Source organism: Paenibacillus sp. FW126-R14 (assembly GCF_058789495.1).
On the sequence record NZ_JBYTBS010000054.1, the window covers coordinates 1 to 19,955 of the forward strand.

Sequence of the window (19,955 nt, forward strand, 5' to 3'; positions counted from 1 at the left end):
ATTCATTTATATTACAGATTTTATTAGATTTTTAGGGTTAAAAATACCTCCTAATTCTAAAATATTTATATTAAATTATATTTTTGGAATAATTCTAGATGGATTTTTTATCATACTGCTAATTTGGCTTTGGAAGAAGAAGAGAGTACTATTTTGGTTGTTTTTTATTATTCATTTCATTTGGGCTTTTCATTTGTACGAGCTTGTAACTAGCATTAATGAACCAATTAAAATAAAGTTGTAGGACTGGTCGCGGTCATTAAGGTAAAGGGACACTTTACTTCAAAAGAGATCACCAGATGCCGTACAGTCAGTAGATCTCTATCTTGTTGGAATAAAGGGTAGGGTACTTGCAATGAACATGCAGAATGAACCATGTAATGAGAATTTTTCATCGTTGCAAGAATTATTCTCGAGAGAGCAATATAATGGTATTGCTCTCTCGAGAATAATTGTTCGGTGACAAGAACATTTTCTCATTAGAGGCCGCGTAAATCGCGGCTTTTTGACGCAAAGGAGACTATCAATTGAAAAAACTTTGTTTATTATTCATTTTAATAACATCACTTTTTTTAAATGCTTGTACCAACAAAATCGAACCTAAGCAATCTCCATTAGCGGAAACTAATAGATCCAGTTCAGCAGAACTTATGGGTTATATTACCAAGATTGAAAATCAAAGAGCCTTAGTGGTTAGTTCGATAAGTAGAGAAATAAATCAAACGAGAAAAGAGTTCTACGATGCGATTTGGGTTTCAAATATGCCCCAAGATGTAGAGGTTGGACAACACGTTAATGTTTGGTTTGAAGGTGCCATAGCAACCTCTTACCCTGCTCAAGGAAAAGCTTCGAAGGTCACCATAACCAAAATACAAAAACCTGAAAAAGCAATCCTGTCTCAAGACGAAGTAATACGCAAAGCATTGTTAAACAAGGATATTTCAAGTATCAACATCTTTGTTATCAATGAAGTAGTTTATGATGAAAAATCAGCGGTTTGGACTATTCGATACAAAAGTGCAATTATTACGGATAGTTCAATTGAAGAACATAGTGTGCAAATTCTAGATAAATAACATTAATCTTACGTAGAACGAGAGTTGAATAATAACATGAAAAGGCAGCCAGCCCAGGTGGTTGGGTTGCCTTTTTTCAAGTAACGGGAGGATATCGCAATAGAGCAAATCGTGTAGTTAGCAAGCGAGTAAAAAGGTGAAAACATAACTCTGTAGTGGGAGTGTGAAATATGAAAAAAATATTATTGGTTTGTATTATGATAATGTTGATGCTAGCATCGGCTTGTGGAAATGTTGAAATGACATCAAGTCCAAATACTTCTAGTGAGCCTAAACCTGAAAAGGATGAGTCTATTATTCCAAAAAACACATCCGAATATTGCACTGTAGAACGTATAAATTTGGATAACGAAACCGAAAAATATTTCTATGGAACTTGGAAAGTTGAGAAGCTTTTAGGATTTGCAAATTCATATAATGATGCTTCTGAATATCCAACAGGGCAAAAATTTATTGGAGATGAAATTATAATCGAAAAAGACTTTTTTTCATCAAAAGGACTAAAAAACTATAAGAAATATCAATATGAGCTGAAAAAACCATTGTATGAGATTACAGCGACATGCTATAACTCTGACTCTTTTTATAGATTTTATAAAATAGATATCCCAGACTTAAATATAAATGATGTAGTAAAAGCAATAGTTATAAGTGACCCTTCAACAAAACAAAGCATACCTGTAAGTGTAAGTTTTTTTGTTGTTAATAACGATAGGCTTATCTTGTTATCTGAGGCAACCATTTTTGAGCTTAAAAAAATTACTGATTAAATTAAGGTTATGTCATAAGTTCTGTGCTAATAGAGTAGAAAATATCCAGGAAGGTAAGAATATTCTCATAATTAAATATATATATTGAGGGAGCTTGAGTTTCTTTGTGTAATAAGAATTGCTGGTACATTTTAAATTGGCATAAATATATAGTTTTACGCCAATGCTGCTATTGGACAGTTATTTGCAATAGCATACACATAATGATCTCAAACAATAGAGCGATGGTCGGTGCCACTAAGTGCATAACCAGCGCTCTGAACCTGTACCAACAATTTCGCGAATGTACCTCAGTTTGGACTACGAACCTTTCTAAATACCCGAATGAATAATATTCCTTAACTGGATAACCAGACTTTTAAGCTCCTTCTCTCTTTCCAAATAGTATAGCGAAGCTTGTAACAACGGGAAATTCGGTTCCGCTTTTATAACCTCCGTCTGGATAAAATGACAAAGCTTTCTCAGCTCCGAACGATGTTCGGCGCCGGAGGGAAGAGCGTTTAGGGCAGAAATCATCTCCCTGAACAGTTCGGTTAGAATCTGCTCTTTTTCCCCTTGGCGGTTCTCGAGCCCCCAGTTTAAATACCTTTCGAACGAAACTTGTTTCAGTAGAGGCTTCAGATCGGAAGCTTTCATATGCTTAACGAGCACATTGAGCTTGTCCAAAATGAACTTTGCCGTTTCCTCGAGCGATAATGACTTTTCTTCATAAACAATCCAAAATAGATACTCCTTCAGAATAGCTCGATAGATAGAGACTAAATCCCACAGGTACGGATGGATTTCTTCGCCGTACACATGCAGCAAGCACTCACTATGCCATCGAATGAGCCGCCCCCTAACCTTGTGTCTAAGCGGTTGGAACTTAGGATCCTGTTGGATGGGAAGCTCCGTGAATTCGATCAGAATATGCTTGTACTCTATAAAATAACGGAATCGCAGAATAATCTGCTGCACAAATTGATCTTCCGGCGAAAGTCCAGGAAGGCGCGTCAGCTAATCGACTTGATCAAAATAGTCGTTATGGCATTGATCAAACACCATGCTGAATAGGTCTTCCTTGGAAGGGAAGAATTTATATACGGATCCTTTTGCAATACCGCAATCCTCGGCAATATCCTGAATCGTCGTCGCAAGGAACCCCCGTTCCTTAAAAAGCTTGGTCGCCGATTTTACAACCTCTTCCTTTGTCACACTCATTAACAAAATCTCCCCACTTGACGAATCATGAACAATGGTACAAAATTTAAAACATCGAGTCAAATGAACTTAAGTTTAAATTATAAAACTATAAGTCATATTTTAAGGATGAGGAGAACATACGGAATGGAAAAATTATTGGATCCACAAAAAGCAGCGTTGGTTGTCATCGATTTGCAAAAATGGCTAGGCAATCAATATGCCCCTTATTCCGCCGAGCAGGTGATATCTAAAGCTGCCGACTTGGCAAATGCTTTCCGTGAGCAAGGCTCGATGGTTGCCCTAGTCCGGGTATCTAGCAAGGATCTGAAGGATATCCCAAGACCGAAGTTGGATTCACCAGCGCCACCACTGAATCTGCCTGAGGGATGGGATGAAATCGTCCCGGAAATGCGGGTCACCGAGACAGACCATATCATCACCAAGAAGCAATGGGGAGCTTTTTACGGAACGGAGCTCGACCTGCAGTTGCGCCGCCGTGGAATCGACACCATTGTCTTATGTGGCATTGCTACCGGGCTTGGTGTGGACACCACCGCGCGAGAAGCGTTTATGCATGGGTACCAGTTGATTTTGGCAATCGATGCCATGACTGGGTTTTCTCAAGCCGAACACGATTACGTGAAAGATTTTATTTTTCCACGCATCGGTCGTACTCGGACAACAAATGAAATCATCTCCGCCCTTGCTGAAGCTTAAACCTAATAAGACGTGCCCTTTGATCTATCACCACTGGATCAAGGGGTAATCCGCACAGTATCAACAAGACGAAGATGAACTTCAGGGAAAAGGTTTGGGAAGGAATTTAAGGGCATAGACCAGCATGACATGGGGAGGGCAAATTCCAAGGATGAATTTATGCATTTATCTTTTGGGGTACCCAGATCTCGTGCAGGGGGAAATGAATTTGCAGTGCCAGCTAGTGATCAATGGAATATATTGTGGAAACCCAAGTGGTTATCAGGATCCAAGGCGGGATGAACTCGAGAAAGGCACCAATTTAAAAACAACGCGGTTGCTAGCATGAAACGACAGCCGCGTTGTGCTAACGGGCAGATTACTTCCGATATGTGTTAATGTGAAGATGGCACCTATTAGTAGAGAATGAGGTAACCTATTTGAAATATATCGAGGTTGGTATAGGGAATACGTGGATCGTACGTACGGAAGTAGAGCTTGCTGATGGGTCAGAGTACGAGCAAAAGGGTATTATTAAACCTATTATTCCTCACTCCATCTATTTTAGAGTTTGGTTAGGTAAAACAGTGTTCATTTGGGACTCAGTTGAAGGTTTAAAAAGAATGAAAAAGCCACGGAACGCTTTTAAGCTTATCTTTGGATTAACAAGTTATCTAAGTGAAGGTGAATCTCGGAGTTAGACTAACGTATAACGATAGCGCAATAACCAGTTCCAAAAAGGAATAAAAATACAGGGTTTGCTGATTTAATTATTGAGGGAAATCACTTGGTTAACTGATGAATATTAAAAACTCATGATTGATTACTTCCTGCTTTAGTACCCGTTCGAACTAATGTACTATAGATACCAGTTATTAGTTTGCCCATGGTTGGTGATTTGGAATAAAAATTAATATAGGTCCGTTTTATTTTGAATGGGATAATTAAAAAAACTATAGAGAAAACGTTTCGGCTAGGTTCATTACGCTAACGGAGGCTGTAAAATTCTTTGTATAAACTCTCAACCCTCCAATAGTTGATGTGTATCCAATTGAAAAGTGGTTGAAGGGACTCAGTAAAATCTATCAGATTAAAATTGCAATAGCTCTGGATCTAGAATAACCGTGCCTGTCCCCAGCTTTCTGTCCAAAGATGCCATAGATATGCTTCTGTAAGAAAAGCGATTAGTATAATAATAAAAAACTTATATTGACTTAGGATAAGCGCAATAAAAAGAATAATAATCGGCAGGTAATAAAGATATATACTTGTGAGAATTTCTTCATATTCACTTAAAGAAGCGATACTTAAAATAAGAATGAGATAAGCAAAGATGAGATATACAACACCAAGTATTACACCAGCAAGTACACCGAATATTAACGTTGTTAAGTATCCAAGTATCTTCATATGCGCGACCTCGCTTTCTGTAAATCAAGTATATATAACCAGTGAGTTATTTATCAGTACTAACTTTATATAGTACCTTGATGTTTTTGTAAGAGGACAAGAACATATATGCATAAGAAGCCGCGTTTTACGCGGTCTTTTATTTTTATGGATACAATTTCTTGTCCTTTTCCTACTGGGAGGCAGGCGGACGTATTTTTGTGGCGAAGTGTTGCTGGGATGTTGCAAGGCTTGACTTTACGGCAGGAAGCGTAATCCTAATGGTGATCCAACATTAGGATTAGAGAAGATAAGTATTAGAGCATGTGATGTTGCTTTGCTTTCGTTTGATGAATCTTAGTTAAAAAACAAGAAAAAAAACATCTATACCAAGTAGATTAATGACTTCTGCATTCGACGCTGGGAAAGAATACCATTTAACGGAACTAGGAAAATGGTTTGTACACTATACAATGAATGAAGTTGTGCCAATTGAAGCAACATAGGGACACAATCATATGGCAAGATTTTAAAGGGAGCCCAGTGCTAAAAATATAAATACTGGCCCCTTTTATTTCAAGTGGGATAACGATAAGAGAGTGATAAATAATACTTTCGGAACAGCAGGAATTCAATGATTTACTTGGTTACAGGGAGCATTGCTCGCCGCAAGTAGCGATTTCGGGGTTAACCTCCCTCGGTATGATCTAATTTCCTCACGCAAGCTCGTCTATTCGCAGGATTTCATCCTTTAGGTTTCGATGCTGAATGAAAAGGAGCGAGATCTATTTAGGGTGTTTCGTTAAAAAGGCATGCGGGAATAGAGGTGGAGTTGAATCACCCAGTTCATTCCAAATACTGCACGTATTCTCCACGGTGCCCTTAGCGATTTTCACTCCCATGTCTCGACGGGTCTATAGCCCTTTCATTCCTTCGTCACATCTATCCAAGGGGTGGAGGTCGGTCTTTCTAACGGAATGGGTCTGAGCCCTTTTGTTTAACGTATCCCGATACTCCTTGCTTTCTTTTGTCTCCTGCGAATACGCCAACTTGCGTGAGATGAGATTTAGTTTTAAGCTGCTAGCGCAGAGATTTTGTTTGGATTGTAGCCTTCGGCACTATGAACCACTCCGACTAAGAGCCGAGCTAACTTTCCACATAACTTCATGATAGATTTCATCTTTTTGAGCTTTTTCACTTCAACATTATGGTGATGTAAGGCTTTATACTCTTTGTTATTCATAACCATGCTCATCGTGATTAAATAGAGAAAGTGTCGCAGTCGTGGACGGCCACGTTTACTAAGCGTCAATTGTCCTTTCCATTTACCTGAGCTTGCTTCAGTTATATTGAGACCTGCGTGGTGGAGCAAGGCATTTCCTTGTGCGTAACCTCGAAGATCTCCACTTTGTTGCTAAGTCATGTTCCTCAAGAAGCTGCTCCAAATGGAGCCTGTAAGCGTTTGAAGCTTGTTTGGAACCAATGGTTTTCTTGGCGAGATCGACGAGAAGATGGGCTCTACGCACACCAGAATGCCGCTTCATGGAAGTCTGCCATCCCTTAATGACATCGTCAGGATTCAGTTTACAAAGGTCGGATGGGAGCGGAAAAAGCCGAAGCGTTAACAATGCCCCCTTGCAAGTTAAAATCTTAAAGACATGTCTGAGTTCCGGAAAAACAATGTCGACCCAGCGGTGGATCTGGTTGACGGTACTTACGAGTCTTTTAACGACAGTTTCGCGGTTAGCCATGAGAGTTCGTAACTCTTCATACTCAGACGAGTGGAAACGGACAGGGGAGTAGTAGCCGTTTTTCACCATGTCGGCAATAACTAATGCATCTTTCTTGTCGCTTTTAGAGCGAGTATTGCCGCGGTTTTCCTTATTCTTTTTAACAAGGTGAGGATTAACAAGTACGGCTTCAATAGCTTTGTTTTTGAGCCACCCGGCAAGGCTTAGCCAGTAATGGCCAGTCGGTTCCATACCAACGATAACCTGAGATAATTTAAATGAAGCTAGCAAGTCGCGAATCCAACGGTCGAGGGACTTGAAACCATCTTCGTCGTTGCTAAACACTAAAGGATTACCAAGAGCGACACCTCGAAAGTTAACCGCTCTGGCAACGTGGGCCTCCTGAGCAATGTCTACACCAACAACAATATGATGAAAGGTAATGTTTTCAATGAGTTGATTTTGCTTATCTTGTGATTTAAACTTCATAGTAGAGCGTCCTCCTGGATGATGGAATTAAAGGGCTTTTGACCCGTTGCGTACTTCCATCTTACCGAGGCGCTCGTTTTTTTACAAAGCTGAAATTTATCCATCTACAGGAATCTAACGGATAACGATAGCCTATTAAATTATTGTATAGCGATTTTATCCTTTTCTTAATTGACTTGAAAGTCATCTATTTGTCAAGCAATAGAGCGGTAGTTCTCAAAATCCCCGTAACAAAAAAACGCTAACGCTTGGATCTCCAAGTGATTAGCGTTCTTTAAAAGCTGAATAACATGGACTCACACGTTCTTAGACGCCTTCCATCAGAAAATGAAATAACCGATCGGCATCTTCCGGCTCGTGCGCGACGATTTCAAGTTCTAAATCCAGATTTCTGACTTCTTTAAATAACTTGCTTAACCCCACGTACTGACTCAATTTTGACTTTAAATTTAATCGGTCCCCGTCCTTGCTGACGAGTTCAACTGTCCCTTTGCACTGGTCCAAAACTTCAAGAAAACCTTCTACATTTTTCAAATGATAAATTTTCATCCTGTCACTCCTTCTGTCACTCCTTCGCATGAGGTTTGGAAAATGGTTGGCTCGATGCGGATCTGACTTCTTATATTTCTGTAAAAAGGAGTGAATAACCTTCTCCGAACAAGCCTGCCGTTCATTTTTGTAAGCAGACGCATACGACTAGTTTTATCAAGAACCAGCACACTTAAACATCCGTTCCCTGTTGATTTATTCAATCAAATATCAAATTTTTTATAAGTCTTCACGCTTAACTACAGGCGGCAGCCACAAAATCATACAATAGCTGTCCATGTAGCCAACCATCATTTAAAGGAATTTCTTTAAAAGAACAGGAAAGTTTAATCAAATACAAGAATAATCAATAATGGTCGTTTCTACACTAGATAAAATATTCTAGAGGAGAAGTCCAATGAAACCAAGTACGCAGGAACTAGCTGAAATTGGTACTAACTTAGGGATAGATATAGTTAATGTGGGGAAATTTGTGTCATTAGACAAGGAGATTGACGACTGACTGTGTATACTGAAAATAAAGTTTTAGACTGAGAAATATAGTGCTAGACTGAGAAAATAAAGTATTAGACTCACGCGGCGGCGCTCAACTAACGGGCAGATTAGTTCAAACAAAAAGGGTATTGTTAGAGGGAGTTTAATAGAGAAGAAATGGAAATTCAATGATTCGGAGAACACGGCAGTATTATCAATAAGAGAAGTTGTATTTAATAAAATTCCAATATTAGTTGTTCACTTGTGATTCCATATTGAAAAATCACACCGAATTTTAACAGGGTTTTAATAAAGTTGTTCGATGGCGCTCCATGTCTTCGGCACCACGGATGCCACATAGATGTTCCCAGCCAAGGCATATTTCTGCGCCACCCGCAGTACCTCATCTGCGGTCACCGCCTCTACATTGGCTACGAAAGCATCAACATCAAACTCCAGTCCATACAGTGTACTATAACTCAGAGAATCATTTTGAGTGAGCACATCATCCATACCGATTACCAGCTGTCCGGTCAAACAGGCAATGGCGCGGCGGAGCTCCGCAGCACTGACGAGACTTGTCTCCAGATCCGCCAGGTGGTTAAACAGAATCTTTCTTGCCTCGTTTACGTACGTTGCCGGCAGTCCCATATATCCCAAAAGGTAGCCGTGATCATGAAAAGACTCGTAATCCACATCGACTGCATACGCGAGTCCCTTTTCTTCACGAATCTCATCATACAAACGAGAAGACGCATTTCCATGAGCTCCTAAAATCGTGGCAATAACTTCAAGCGCCGGCTCATCGCCGCTCCCGTAACCTGCTACCGGAATTGCCCATGAAATATGCGCCTGTTTGACGCTGCGTTTGACAACCGCCTCTTTTTGCTGCAGATCATATTCACGCCTCTCCTGCTCGGCACGATCCTTCGGCTGATGAACTTTTAGGCGTTCCAAATAGGAGAGCACCGCAAATTCATCAAAATTGCCCGTCGCTACAAAGATCACAGCGCCTGTGTGATAGTGCGCGTTATAAAACTGAAGGAGATGTGAGCGCTGGATCTTCCGCACGCTTTTCTTAGTACCCAGAAGCGAGCTTCGCTTCAACAGACCTTCGAGCACCTCGCCGGAAACCGAAGAGGGTTGATCGGCATACATATGAATTTCTTCGATGATGACCTGCTTTTCTTTTTCGATTTCTTCTTCCGGGAGCGCCGGTTGCCAAAAAAAGTCCGATAGAAGGTCCAGCGCCTCCATGCCGTACTTGCTTTGCACCTGGATGTAGTACTTGGTTTCATCCTCCGAGGTATAGGCATTGGGAAGCGTGCCGAGGTCCGCGGCGTCCTGGTTAATCTTCTTTGCCGTTTTCGTGGCGCTGCCTTTAAAGAGCATATGTTCGAGAAAATGAGCAGTCCCGGCAGGGACGCCTACTTCCATGTTGCATCCTGCTTTAATCGCGTAGGCAAAAACCGCACTGCGCGAAGACGAATCTGGCTTCAGCACGACTTGTAAATGATTTTTTAATGTCATGATCTCCATGCGCAGATCCCCCTTTACTTTTTGCATTATGAATTTTCCGGAGGGAACCTTCGTAGTTGGCTTCCGTGCTAATATATATCTATATTACACTATTTTGGCTCATACCTGTAGGAGCGTTGGTATGTTCGAGTCGAATGAGGAAATCAGGATCATGCACTCTTCAATATAGATGTTACAAACGCTGAGGATAAGGAACTACTCGAAATATTAGAGTCTGTATTAATAAATTATACCTTGAAACAGGACAATTGATTGAGGATATTACTAAGTGTTATAAAGGAAGGATTCATGAATTCCAAACTGATTATGAGCGTTTTTGGGTTATTTAAAGATATGCTGAAGTTATCAGGAGAGTGCTTGTCCGTTATAGGGCATTTGTAAATGATGAATTAGAGCAATCAACGGACTGCTTTATTATCCTTAAGGATACGAGAACTCCATGAAACCAGGCGGCAGCGCAGCCTATTAAGCTAAAGGGCAGGTTACTTCCAATTGAAGGGATTTCCTGTAACAATGTAGAAATACCAATTACTACAAGATACTTGGGGGAAGAAAATGTCGGTTAAAAATGAGTGCGGATTATATACAATGTGTTTAGTGCAATATGAGGATAAGATCCTACTAATAAATCGTGCCAAAAAACAATTATAGATATATGGTCTTCAATTATCTGGTTACAAAATTTGAAGGGGAATTACTTACGAATCCACCTGAAGGAGAGTTGCGCTGGGTTGATATTAGTGATGCTACAAACTTACCGATGCAGCCGTGGTTTAAACGTAGATTACCCCTATTTTTCGAAAAGGGAACATTTGAGATATCCGTCGTATGGGATGAGGATAGTAAAAGGTCAATTGAAGATAAGCTCAGATTACTCGGTTAGTATAAATGAACTAACGAAGAACAATTGTAAATCTCATAAATAGGAGTGATTTGTTTTGTATCCACCATCTCATCGATTAGCAACTGGAGTAATCATTAGAAATGGTGACGCCATTCTACTAGTAAAGGGAAATAATAACCGTTGGAGTTTGCCAAAAGGCGGTACCCACGAACGAGAGGTCTTTTCAGAAGCAGCGATCAGAGAAGCAAAAGAGGAAACAGGTCTTAATGTGAAACTAAATGATGTAGCATTTGTAACGGAGTTTAAAAGGTCTGACTGGGGGCAGTATCTTCAAGTTTATTATTCAGCTGATATTATTGATGGAAATATTACTGTCAACAATGACCCTGATAATGAGATAAGCGAAGTAAGCTTTGTTCCTATCAAGGAACTTGATGCATATTTGAATTTCCGGCCTCAAGTCCTGCCATTAAAAGATTGGATTAAAAATAAAGTGACCCAATACCATTTTTTTGACTTAGACGTGGAAAGTATTGAAGTGATAACTATTAACTGAGACCCGATTAGGATGGCAAGCTCGCTCAAGAAAGAGATTGACTAAGCTCTAACGGGGAACAGTTCAAAAAGGACCTGACGGCAGTTGGCATATGATTGGCTGCCGTTGCCCGTTGAATTAACGGCGAGATAGTTTAACCAATTATCGAATATTTCAATTATAGTGGAACTTATAAGGTTATAGCGTGAGGTGAAATATGATTCGGGGAGTAATTATTGAAGGATTGTCTACCACAGGAAAAACATCAGTATTTTCTTCAATAAAGAGATTACATAGCCAAACAAACAATGATGAAAAGACTTTAATTGCAATAAGTGAACACTATTCGCAAGTTTTGCATTCATACCATGGTATATTAAGATCCATGAACAAGGATGAACATATTCAGCTTTTAAATCGTCATGTTGATTATCTTGAGCAGCAATTCGAATGGATGGATTCACTTGGTCATACGAAACCATCCAAAGGTGTATTTTTTCTTTTAGAGAGGTTCAATGTAAATCATCGAGCGGCCTTTATAAATTCTGCAGAAATTGAAATGATGGAAAAACGTTTATCAAGGCTGAATGCACATTGTGTGCTTTTAACCTTATCCCAAGATGTTGTTGAGTCTAGATATATTGAAAGTCGGGGCGAAGCTTGGAAATCCTTCGTAATGAAAAACCACTCCACAGTAACAGAGGCATGTCAGAAGTTTTTAGAGGATCAGGAAAAGCTTCGTATGTGTACTAAACAATCGCTTATCCCCACATTAGAGATAAACACCGATAAAGCAGACTGGGATTCTTATGCAAAACAAATACTCATGGGATTAAACTAATTTTAAATATTGTGGGTGAAGTTGAAACAAGTCTGGGATACAAATTACCAAAAAGCTATATAGAATTATTAGGCATTCAGAATGGTGGGGAATTACATAAAAACGTAATTCAATTTGAAAAGAAAACCGGCACAAAATCTGTTTGCACGGGTAGGTTTTATCCTTTAGATAAAGTAGCAATTAACTTCCAGGAACATATAAACATAATTGAAGAGCAGTTAGCTTTTAGCGATCATAATAGAGATATCTATCAATCGTATAAAATGATTTTACCTATCAGTGTTGAGAATCATGGTTATTTGTGTTTGGACTATAGAAATTCGATAACAGATCCATCAGTTGTGTACTTTTATGATGAAGATCTTGTAGACTATTACATCGCATCAAGCTTTGATGATTTTCTGGAAAAATTATTTTCTCTCGATTTAATGTAGGACACGGATAGTTGTGCTAACGGATAACGTTAGCATAATAACCAGGGAGTAGATCGCCGTGGCAAGCAGCTGTTCCTTTCTTTTTTAGGTAACAGCCAGTTATGCCTAAAAAGTTGTTCATAGTGCAATTTGAATATGGAAAACTAAGAATTCTACCTCTGCAAATCCTGGGAAAAGAAAATGACTTATTGATTTAACCAAATTGAAATGAGGTACGAGCAATGAGTAAGCCTGAAAATTACTTTTCTGATGAAGAAATCGAAGAAATTGAAGCACTTCATGATGGAACTGAGGCAATGAGTGTTAACGGCGAACAAATCATTTGTTTTAGAATTTTACATGGTTTGGTACAAAAGAAAATTAAAATTACGGATGTTTCTAGAATTGAATTATTGACTGCTTACGCTCAATTAAAGGGTATTATAAATACATTTGATTCGTGGGGATTTGTTGATACAAATCTTTTAGAAGTAATTGTTAACAAAGCCAAAGGACTATTTTTAAGCGAACTAGAAAAGCGTTAAAGTAAATAGATTTATCCCTTGATCGGCGCTCATGCCTTTTAACTTTAAATCAAGCCACCTTGCGATTGCTAGGTGGTTCTTTTTTGCGCCACTGTATCGTATAGTAATAGCACTTAGTGAGTGTATAAATAGATACGGAATGCTGCCGGGTGACAAGCACTTTATCCCATTCCCGACGGAGGGCAGGGAGGAATTTTGACCAACTGATTAAGCTAACTGTCAGTAGAGCGTGGGTGAAGTTTTTGTTCCATCGACGGAATATGAATGAAATTTGAAGCAATACGAAACTCGATAAATACCAACATATGGTATAATTGAGTGACAGTTAAACGTTAATGAAAGAATGATTTTATAGAAAGTGAGGGTTTAATTATGTACGAATATCATGGATGGGCGACTATTAGAGAAACTGCGACATGTGATGAAGAAGATAACATGGAAAAGATAGTCATAAATATAAAAGAATATATAAATAATCTCAATTGGTGTAACGGTATTCTTGACCTACACGTAGTGAATGGGGACTATCAGCTAATTATTGCAGGCTTAACTAATCATAAAGGACATGAAGCTAAAGAATTATTCATGCTATATAACTATATCGCAAAAGAAACACCTGGTTCATATGGGCTTTTATATATTTGGGACGATGAAGATAAGGATGGTTTTTCTAACAAGTTTCAAGTGCATGTATTAGTTCGTGGACAAGTAAAGCTTCAAGAAGACCCTTTTTTATCGCCATGCATTCCAGTAATTGAAGATAAATGGGTTTAAGGTCAGATATTTCATGGTGGCCAAGTCTAAATGCTCATTACGCTAACGGATAACGATAGTTAAACAGTGAAGGGCTGCCGCGTGGCAGCCCTTCGCCCCGTTAAGGGGCAGTTTTCTATGGGACGTAATGTTCACAAGAGGAATTCCTCTGTCTATGCAGAATAGACACTGTGTGTAAGTAATCGAACATGGTCATAGACAGGGAGTGGAGTATTAATGATTTTTAAGATACCTAATATCTCACTTGGAGAATTCGGTTATGAGGGTACCATAACATTAGATGCTTGGGACGGATTTTTGACTAGAAAGAACGGGGTGTATGGATTGGACTTTGGCGGTGATATGATTGTTCAAAATCCAAAAATAGAAGAAGAACACGTTGCAACATATCATTATCTTATTGAGAACCAAACAGCCATTAGAGAATCTATTTTAGAAATATTACTGAATAATTATAAAGATCTGCAGGACCAATATGGCTATGAAGGTAATGAGGCAGAGGATTATATGCCGGATGTAACTGAGAAAAATGGCTTTAGATCAATTATTGGATTGTTGAATGTCCATATCATGAATGTCTATAAAGATGGATTAGCATACTTCGGGCTAGAATTTGAATGTACTTGGGATGAGGAACACGGTTTTGGTGTAATGATGTATAAGGATCGAGTAGTTGAAATTGGTGGGACAGATAAGTCATGTTTGACATGGGTTGCCGATAGGGATAAGAAATGAAAAACGGTTATTGCGCTAATGCAGAACGAACGATAACACAAATAAACAGGGAGCAGATTGCCTCGGCAGCTGCTCCCTGTTTTCATTAAAGTAACGGGCAGCATAGTAAACTGATTTTAAAAATAAGAAACAGAGGTTTATAAAACGGAAATGCTGATAAAAACTCCACTCATTGAACTCATAACGTGCAGGAATCTATCCCATACAATGCGAAATTAAAATGGTTATGTTCGAACGACCAACCAAACTGTGTGGATTGCTGAGCATTTCAGAAAAGGTCGGGGAGAATATACTATGAGGATCTTGGCATTATGTCTTATATTAGCAATACTAACTGGATGTGATCAGTCGGGCCAGCACAACCAGCTCTCACAAACATCCGATTCGACTCAGGCTCCATCTACATCTTCAACAACTATTCCCCTAATAGCCTCTCCAGCAGTAACATCGCAAGCCATGTCATCGCAGTCACCTATAATTAGCGACGCATCGGTCGAGGAAATTGCGGACCAGTCGTTTAATGTTGAGTTGGAGTCGTGGGGAAAGGTTCGTTTTGTTTCCGCTAAAGTTGTAAATGCAGACGGGCATAAAGACCTTTTGCTTTGCTTAAAGGATGCTAGCGGTAACACCTTATATACTTTCCCACAGCCGAGGCTCGTCGCGACGTGGAATTTTGAATCCGTAAAAGCGATTTCCTTTAAAGATGTGGATGGGGACGGCAAGCAGGACGTGATCTTGCTCGCGGATTACGTTACCGGAAAAAATCCGGTTGGGAGCGCCACAATCATTGCCCCATCGATTTTTATTCAGAAGGACAAAAGCTTTCTGTCGGATTTTGATAAAGATAATAGGCTAAACTCTTCCGGAAAGATAACGACGGTTAGCGACGTTGTGACATTCTTAAAAGCGAAGGCAGACGCTACCAAGACAATAACGGATTCCGAAAATAACATGACCTTAGAGGAAGTAAACCGGAACCTATGTTCTAAGGTGCTTGCTACCAACATGTCTGAGGATGAAATTATTAATACGTATAACAATGAATATTCAAAGCGCAAGCTGGATGGCTCCGAATACGGTCAGGATAAAATGTTTTACTATATCGGCGAGTGCTTTCAACAGGAAACGAATAAATTGATTGAAAGTCGTAGCAATCTAAAGGCTCAAGCAGATGCTATTTATAAAACAGTTACTCAAGCTATTTCAGACCTGTCCCGTATCGATTATATCCGTAACAGCGGCGGTACCATGTGGTCTCACGATGGACATAGGACAATTGGACTCTACGGGTATCGCATGAACGCGTATGTAAAAATGAAACTAAATGAACCTGCGTCTGCTCCCCAAAAATATGATGTGCTCGCCAAAAAGCTTGATTCCTACTTGGAAGAATTAAAGGATCAAGGTGTTAAGGGTTTAGTGGATCTACAAGATGCTCAAAAGGTTAAAGAAGCACAGGGGAAATTCGATTCCGAGTTTCCGAATCTTAAAATCACAATTCAGAAGTTTGAAGAGTTAACCTCCGATAAAGACAATGCATGCATATATCTATTGCAGCTTCTCGTGGACCGTTTGGGAGCTTCGATTGATGAAGCGAAGAGTCAGAGATAAAAATGGCGCAGCATTGAACTAATGGGACACGATAGCTCAATAAAATAAATACGAGAGAATACTGTAAGTATTTTGATTTGCAGCATTCTCAGTTAAGAGCGGAGGGAAACATGTTTTCCTGGATAAAAGAAATCAACAAAGAAGATATGTTCGGAATTGACGATGAAAACGCAATACCAATCCATGTGCCTTTTAATATTGAAAAGTTAGATGTTAAAGAATCTATTTATAATATGACTGTCTTTGCTCAATTTCTTAACGCATCTAGTGTCCTGTTGCCAGGGAATACGTCCGTCCAACTAGGGATTGAGAATGAAGAAATCCATAATTTGATTCTAAAGGAATTAGTTCCTCATTATGAGAAAATAAAAGTTGTATTAATTGATAATCGGATAAATACCATAATGATGGAACAGTTGAAAAATAACTCTGTAGAGATATTTAGATTTATGGAGCAAAGCGGGGAGCTTTCTCCTTTAATCATGGACTTTTATCGAAGTAGCGATAGGAACTTGCTTGGTCCTCATAAGAAGAGAAGAACCTGCAGATATTTTAATGTGCTACTTGATAAGTTGGAACCAATAAACTTAACTGGAACAGATTCTCTGAGGAAATGGATCGAAGATGGATATATACAACCCAATGAAAGATTAGCTTTATCACCTACTGGATGGGTATTAGAGGACGAATTACAAAAGTCAGTCGCGCTTCGCTTCTTTGCATCATTTTGCCCTAATCTTCTTTTAGTAGTAGATGCAGAGGATATGAAAATAGTTGGTCTTGATATCTTAAAAAACAAATATAATCATTCAACTAAAGAAGAACTGAGAGTTTAATAACTTCAGAATGAAGTTGCCGGCTGATTGACTCCAGCAGGTATGAGTAATAAAAGTAACAGGCAGGATAACGTAAGTTACTTAACAACAGAATTAAACTGAGAATCAGAACTTTTCTTACTATCACACGTCACAAACATATGAATATTATGACTGCATTAGAAATGCAGCTTATTTATGAATAGTGAATTGATTAAAATTAATGGTTATCTTGAAGCCTTGAGTAACATGAATACTTTTCTGGGGAATTGTTATGGTAATCGATATAGGATTGTCGAACTGAATGTAAACATTAACGAGGCTGTACGTCAGTTTAATAAAAACAGCAATCTTTCGCGTCATAATTACGTAGAAATTAGAACCAGAGTTTGATCTATAACGTGCGCCCAGAGGCCCGCAGTCGACTCACTGCCGGCTACATGATTTTCTATTCCATAGGAAGCGCCACCGGTTCAATTGCTTCGACCAGTATCTACACATACGCTGGTTGGAACGGTGTATGTTCGTTTGGTGCCGCTGTCAGTGCTTTGGCCCTCTTATTCTGGGCATTGACCTGCCGTCCGCGGTCTGTCATATCGAAATAATAATCGTGCCTCGCCTTTCCCCATTTTTTATTTCACACAATGACGACGAAGTTTATGCAATAAGCTTTTGCCAGTACAGACTCCTATTCTGTGCGATTAGCACGAGCAATAAACGAAAAACGTTAACAGAACAGATTTTTGTCACCTGGTTGTCATCAAACAAATGGAGGGTATTTTAGCCTTTGAGTTAAACCAATCGAGGAGTGATCGTTACGCTAACGGGAGGTTAATTTAATAATAGGTCTAGTACCTTTTCTTATATTAGGTTATTATTGGAAAAATAACTTTTGAGGAGAGGTACAGGTGCCTGACATACAAGCAATTGTATTAGACTTGGACGGAACATTACTCGATAGTGACAAATCTATATCACCTAGAAATTATAAGGCTGTTAAAAGATGTTATGATTCTGGCATTCATATTATTGTTGCCACGGCAAGACCGCCAAGAGCAGCTAATCATTTTGTAAAGAATTTTCCTTTCGTAGACTACTTGGTTTATTACAATGGCGCTCTAATAACTTGCAAGTCTAAGCAAATTCAGTGCCACATTAGTATCCCAAATGAGATTAGCAAGCAAATTAGCAAATTCATCGAGGTGCATGCTCCTCAAGCGTTAATTACATACGAGGTAAATGATACATGGTATGCATGTAAACCTGTTCCAGACTCGCAGCGTGCTCATTTCGGTATCCGTTCTAATGACCAGTCTCCCCAGATTATGGATATCAATTTTATAAGTTCACTCTCTCCAACCAAAATATTGATTCAAGGTTATAGCTCATGGAAGGAGATATTAGAACAATTCGGCAAGTATGTGAATGTAATCGCAACGGACGGAGGGGTATTGGTTCAAATCATGCAAAAAGCAGCATCAAAGGAAGAAGCCGTACAATGGGTCCTAAATGATATCAGAGTGAAGTCAGAAAATGTAATGGTATTTGGAGATGATTTTAACGATTTGGGATTATTCAAGATGTGCGGTTTTCCTATTGCAATGGAGAACGCGATAATTGAACTGAAAAACTGTGCAACTCATATAACAACTTCAAATGATGAAGATGGCGTTGCTGTTGCTCTCGAAAGATTGGTTATGTAATCACTTGCGGGAATAGGGAAGAACTGATCGAGAGAATAGAAAAAATGGGCATTGAGAACGCAGAATATTGGTCTGAAAAGGAAACATCGGACAATAAGTACGCTACACTTGCAAAACTTCAATTTTTAAGACCGATCCAAAAGTCATTAGACAATTACTTAGAGGGACATGATATTTGGGTAAATAATGAATTGACAAGAAGGAAGAGTAAAATATCTAGCGTTTTTGAAGAAATGATTAATGCAGGTGTGAAAACAGAATCCATAGGGATTTTAGCTTGTTGGATTTCGAGAATTGTTCAACTGGTAGATGGACCAAGCCAACAAGGTGGCGAAACACGACCACAGGAAGTAAGGAACCAATAGCCAGGCGGCTAGCTTGGAATAAGGGATCGTGTAATAGAGCAGAAGAAACGCAGTAACAGCAACGATAAAGGTATCCACGAAAGCTAAACGGAGGTTTTTCAGTTTAAATTCAAAAAAAGTAAAAGCTTGATTAGCGAAATAGTTGATGATTAATGTGAGGAAATAAGCGAGGGATACTTCCTGGAAACCGTCGGTTTTTGTATAGACTATTGCAATTGACAGGGAAATCAATGCATAAAGAACGCTCCAAACAATGCCAAATATTTTAGGCTGAGGGCTCCATGCTGGCTTTCGAAGGCTTACGAAATACGTGAGATCGGTAGGAAACAGAACAGCTGAGACAGAAAAGAGCGCATAGGTAATGAGGAATACAGTAATAAAAGATAACAAATCAAAGCACCTCCATTTTGTTTGTCCAAGTATATTAATTATATTATTTACTTTGACTGGAAAGGATAACCTTGCCGGTTGAATATATCTTTTATTAATCTTTTTGAGAAAGAGGAATGTACATTACCTGCGCGAAGAACTGCATTTAAACACAAACTTTTTTATTATGTTTAGGAGATTTTACTTTCGTATTTCAAGATAGTTCCGTATTGACTCTCGCTGAAGTTTTTATCGAAAAAATACCAATCTTATCAAACACGTTTGCTGGGACGGTATATCTCATAGATTACAGTATGTTTATCCTTATTTTTAGGCCGATTATTTTACCTTTGGTTTTTCACTAAAACAAAGTTTTGACGTCGTATGTTACAAAGAACACTGCTATCAAATAATGCCGGGCAACAAAAAATATTCATGGAAGCTTAAGTCGGTTCCCTTATTGTATCCGCTTTCTTTTTCCGCTATGATAAGTGGTAAGTTGAGAGGTGGA

General features: G+C 39.0%; 20 protein-coding genes and 3 pseudogenes. 16 read left to right on the top strand and 7 right to left on the bottom strand.

Annotated features, from left to right (window positions below; all coding sequences use genetic code 11):
* Nucleotides 1–527: 527 nt before the first annotated feature.
* Entirely contained in the window at nucleotides 528–1,076 is a 549-nt protein-coding gene (locus AC3WRW_RS26150) for a DUF3221 domain-containing protein (RefSeq protein WP_492549164.1), read from the top strand.
* A gap of 170 nt (nucleotides 1,077–1,246) precedes the next feature.
* Entirely contained in the window at nucleotides 1,247–1,846 is a 600-nt protein-coding gene (locus AC3WRW_RS26155; protein WP_492549165.1) for a hypothetical protein, read from the top strand.
* Nucleotides 1,847–2,158: 312 nt separating this feature from the next.
* Here the strand turns inward: AC3WRW_RS26155 and AC3WRW_RS26160 are convergent, their stop codons facing one another.
* Complete coding sequence (locus AC3WRW_RS26160; protein ID WP_492549166.1) at nucleotides 2,159–2,803, bottom strand: hypothetical protein; 645 nt, start codon at nucleotides 2,801–2,803, stop codon at nucleotides 2,159–2,161.
* A gap of 39 nt (nucleotides 2,804–2,842) precedes the next feature.
* Nucleotides 2,843–3,046, bottom strand: a complete 204-nt coding sequence (locus tag AC3WRW_RS26165; protein WP_492549167.1) for a TetR/AcrR family transcriptional regulator — start codon at nucleotides 3,044–3,046, stop codon at nucleotides 2,843–2,845.
* A gap of 126 nt (nucleotides 3,047–3,172) precedes the next feature.
* Between AC3WRW_RS26165 and AC3WRW_RS26170 the strand changes: the two genes are divergently transcribed.
* Nucleotides 3,173–3,745 carry a hydrolase gene (locus tag AC3WRW_RS26170; protein WP_492549168.1) on the top strand — a complete coding sequence of 191 codons (573 nt, stop codon included), beginning with the start codon at nucleotides 3,173–3,175 and terminating at the stop codon, nucleotides 3,743–3,745.
* A 419-nt stretch (nucleotides 3,746–4,164) separates the two neighbouring features.
* The gene (locus tag AC3WRW_RS26175) at nucleotides 4,165–4,425 is read left to right on the top strand and encodes a DUF3977 family protein (protein ID WP_492549169.1); all 261 of its coding nucleotides are present in this window, start codon (nucleotides 4,165–4,167) and stop codon (nucleotides 4,423–4,425) included.
* Nucleotides 4,426–4,837: 412 nt separating this feature from the next.
* Here the strand turns inward: AC3WRW_RS26175 and AC3WRW_RS26180 are convergent, their stop codons facing one another.
* From AC3WRW_RS26180 to AC3WRW_RS26195, 4 genes and pseudogenes are all read right to left on the bottom strand, one after another.
* Nucleotides 4,838–5,134: a hypothetical protein gene (locus tag AC3WRW_RS26180; RefSeq protein WP_492549170.1), complete on the bottom strand. Its 297-nt coding sequence runs from the start codon at nucleotides 5,132–5,134 to the stop codon at nucleotides 4,838–4,840.
* A 1,051-nt stretch (nucleotides 5,135–6,185) separates the two neighbouring features.
* Nucleotides 6,186–7,332: pseudogene (locus AC3WRW_RS26185) on the bottom strand (IS110 family transposase).
* Nucleotides 7,333–7,638: 306 nt separating this feature from the next.
* Nucleotides 7,639–7,881 (bottom strand): hypothetical protein, encoded by a 243-nt coding sequence (locus AC3WRW_RS26190; protein WP_492549171.1) that lies wholly within the window; start codon nucleotides 7,879–7,881, stop codon nucleotides 7,639–7,641.
* A gap of 780 nt (nucleotides 7,882–8,661) precedes the next feature.
* Entirely contained in the window at nucleotides 8,662–9,894 is a 1,233-nt protein-coding gene (locus tag AC3WRW_RS26195; protein WP_492549172.1) for a M16 family metallopeptidase, read from the bottom strand.
* Nucleotides 9,895–10,528: 634 nt separating this feature from the next.
* On the opposite strand from AC3WRW_RS26195, the pseudogene AC3WRW_RS26200 reads away from it, so the two are divergent.
* From AC3WRW_RS26200 to AC3WRW_RS26255, 12 genes and pseudogenes are all read left to right on the top strand, one after another.
* Nucleotides 10,529–10,777, top strand: a pseudogene (locus AC3WRW_RS26200) (NUDIX hydrolase); the annotation flags it as partial.
* A 55-nt stretch (nucleotides 10,778–10,832) separates the two neighbouring features.
* Nucleotides 10,833–11,294 carry an NUDIX domain-containing protein gene (locus tag AC3WRW_RS26205; protein WP_492549173.1) on the top strand — a complete coding sequence of 154 codons (462 nt, stop codon included), beginning with the start codon at nucleotides 10,833–10,835 and terminating at the stop codon, nucleotides 11,292–11,294.
* A gap of 196 nt (nucleotides 11,295–11,490) precedes the next feature.
* Entirely contained in the window at nucleotides 11,491–12,114 is a 624-nt protein-coding gene (locus tag AC3WRW_RS26210) for a hypothetical protein (RefSeq protein WP_492549174.1), read from the top strand.
* 11 nt (nucleotides 12,115–12,125) lie between these two features.
* Complete coding sequence (locus AC3WRW_RS26215; RefSeq protein ID WP_492549175.1) at nucleotides 12,126–12,548, top strand: SMI1/KNR4 family protein; 423 nt, start codon at nucleotides 12,126–12,128, stop codon at nucleotides 12,546–12,548.
* Nucleotides 12,549–12,769: 221 nt separating this feature from the next.
* A complete protein-coding gene (locus AC3WRW_RS26220; protein WP_492549176.1) occupies nucleotides 12,770–13,072 on the top strand; it encodes a hypothetical protein in 303 nt (100 codons plus the stop codon).
* Nucleotides 13,073–13,444: 372 nt separating this feature from the next.
* Nucleotides 13,445–13,846 (top strand): Imm7 family immunity protein, encoded by a 402-nt coding sequence (locus AC3WRW_RS26225; protein WP_492549177.1) that lies wholly within the window; start codon nucleotides 13,445–13,447, stop codon nucleotides 13,844–13,846.
* A 216-nt stretch (nucleotides 13,847–14,062) separates the two neighbouring features.
* Nucleotides 14,063–14,581 carry a DUF6985 domain-containing protein gene (locus AC3WRW_RS26230; protein WP_492549178.1) on the top strand — a complete coding sequence of 173 codons (519 nt, stop codon included), beginning with the start codon at nucleotides 14,063–14,065 and terminating at the stop codon, nucleotides 14,579–14,581.
* Between the two features lie 294 nt (nucleotides 14,582–14,875).
* Nucleotides 14,876–16,192, top strand: a complete 1,317-nt coding sequence (locus tag AC3WRW_RS26235; protein WP_492549179.1) for an FG-GAP repeat domain-containing protein — start codon at nucleotides 14,876–14,878, stop codon at nucleotides 16,190–16,192.
* 110 nt (nucleotides 16,193–16,302) lie between these two features.
* Complete coding sequence (locus AC3WRW_RS26240) at nucleotides 16,303–17,028, top strand: hypothetical protein (protein WP_492549180.1); 726 nt, start codon at nucleotides 16,303–16,305, stop codon at nucleotides 17,026–17,028.
* 359 nt (nucleotides 17,029–17,387) lie between these two features.
* Nucleotides 17,388–17,612: pseudogene (locus tag AC3WRW_RS26245) on the top strand (MFS transporter); the annotation flags it as partial.
* 303 nt (nucleotides 17,613–17,915) lie between these two features.
* A complete protein-coding gene (locus AC3WRW_RS26250; RefSeq protein ID WP_492549181.1) occupies nucleotides 17,916–18,710 on the top strand; it encodes a Cof-type HAD-IIB family hydrolase in 795 nt (264 codons plus the stop codon).
* A gap of 44 nt (nucleotides 18,711–18,754) precedes the next feature.
* Nucleotides 18,755–19,075 carry a hypothetical protein gene (locus tag AC3WRW_RS26255; RefSeq protein ID WP_492549200.1) on the top strand — a complete coding sequence of 107 codons (321 nt, stop codon included), beginning with the start codon at nucleotides 18,755–18,757 and terminating at the stop codon, nucleotides 19,073–19,075.
* Here the strand turns inward: AC3WRW_RS26255 and AC3WRW_RS26260 are convergent.
* Nucleotides 18,983–19,465, bottom strand: coding sequence for a TspO/MBR family protein (locus tag AC3WRW_RS26260; RefSeq protein ID WP_492549182.1), 483 nt, complete (start codon nucleotides 19,463–19,465; stop codon nucleotides 18,983–18,985). The genes AC3WRW_RS26255 and AC3WRW_RS26260 overlap by 93 nt on opposite strands.
* Nucleotides 19,466–19,955 lie beyond the last annotated feature (490 nt).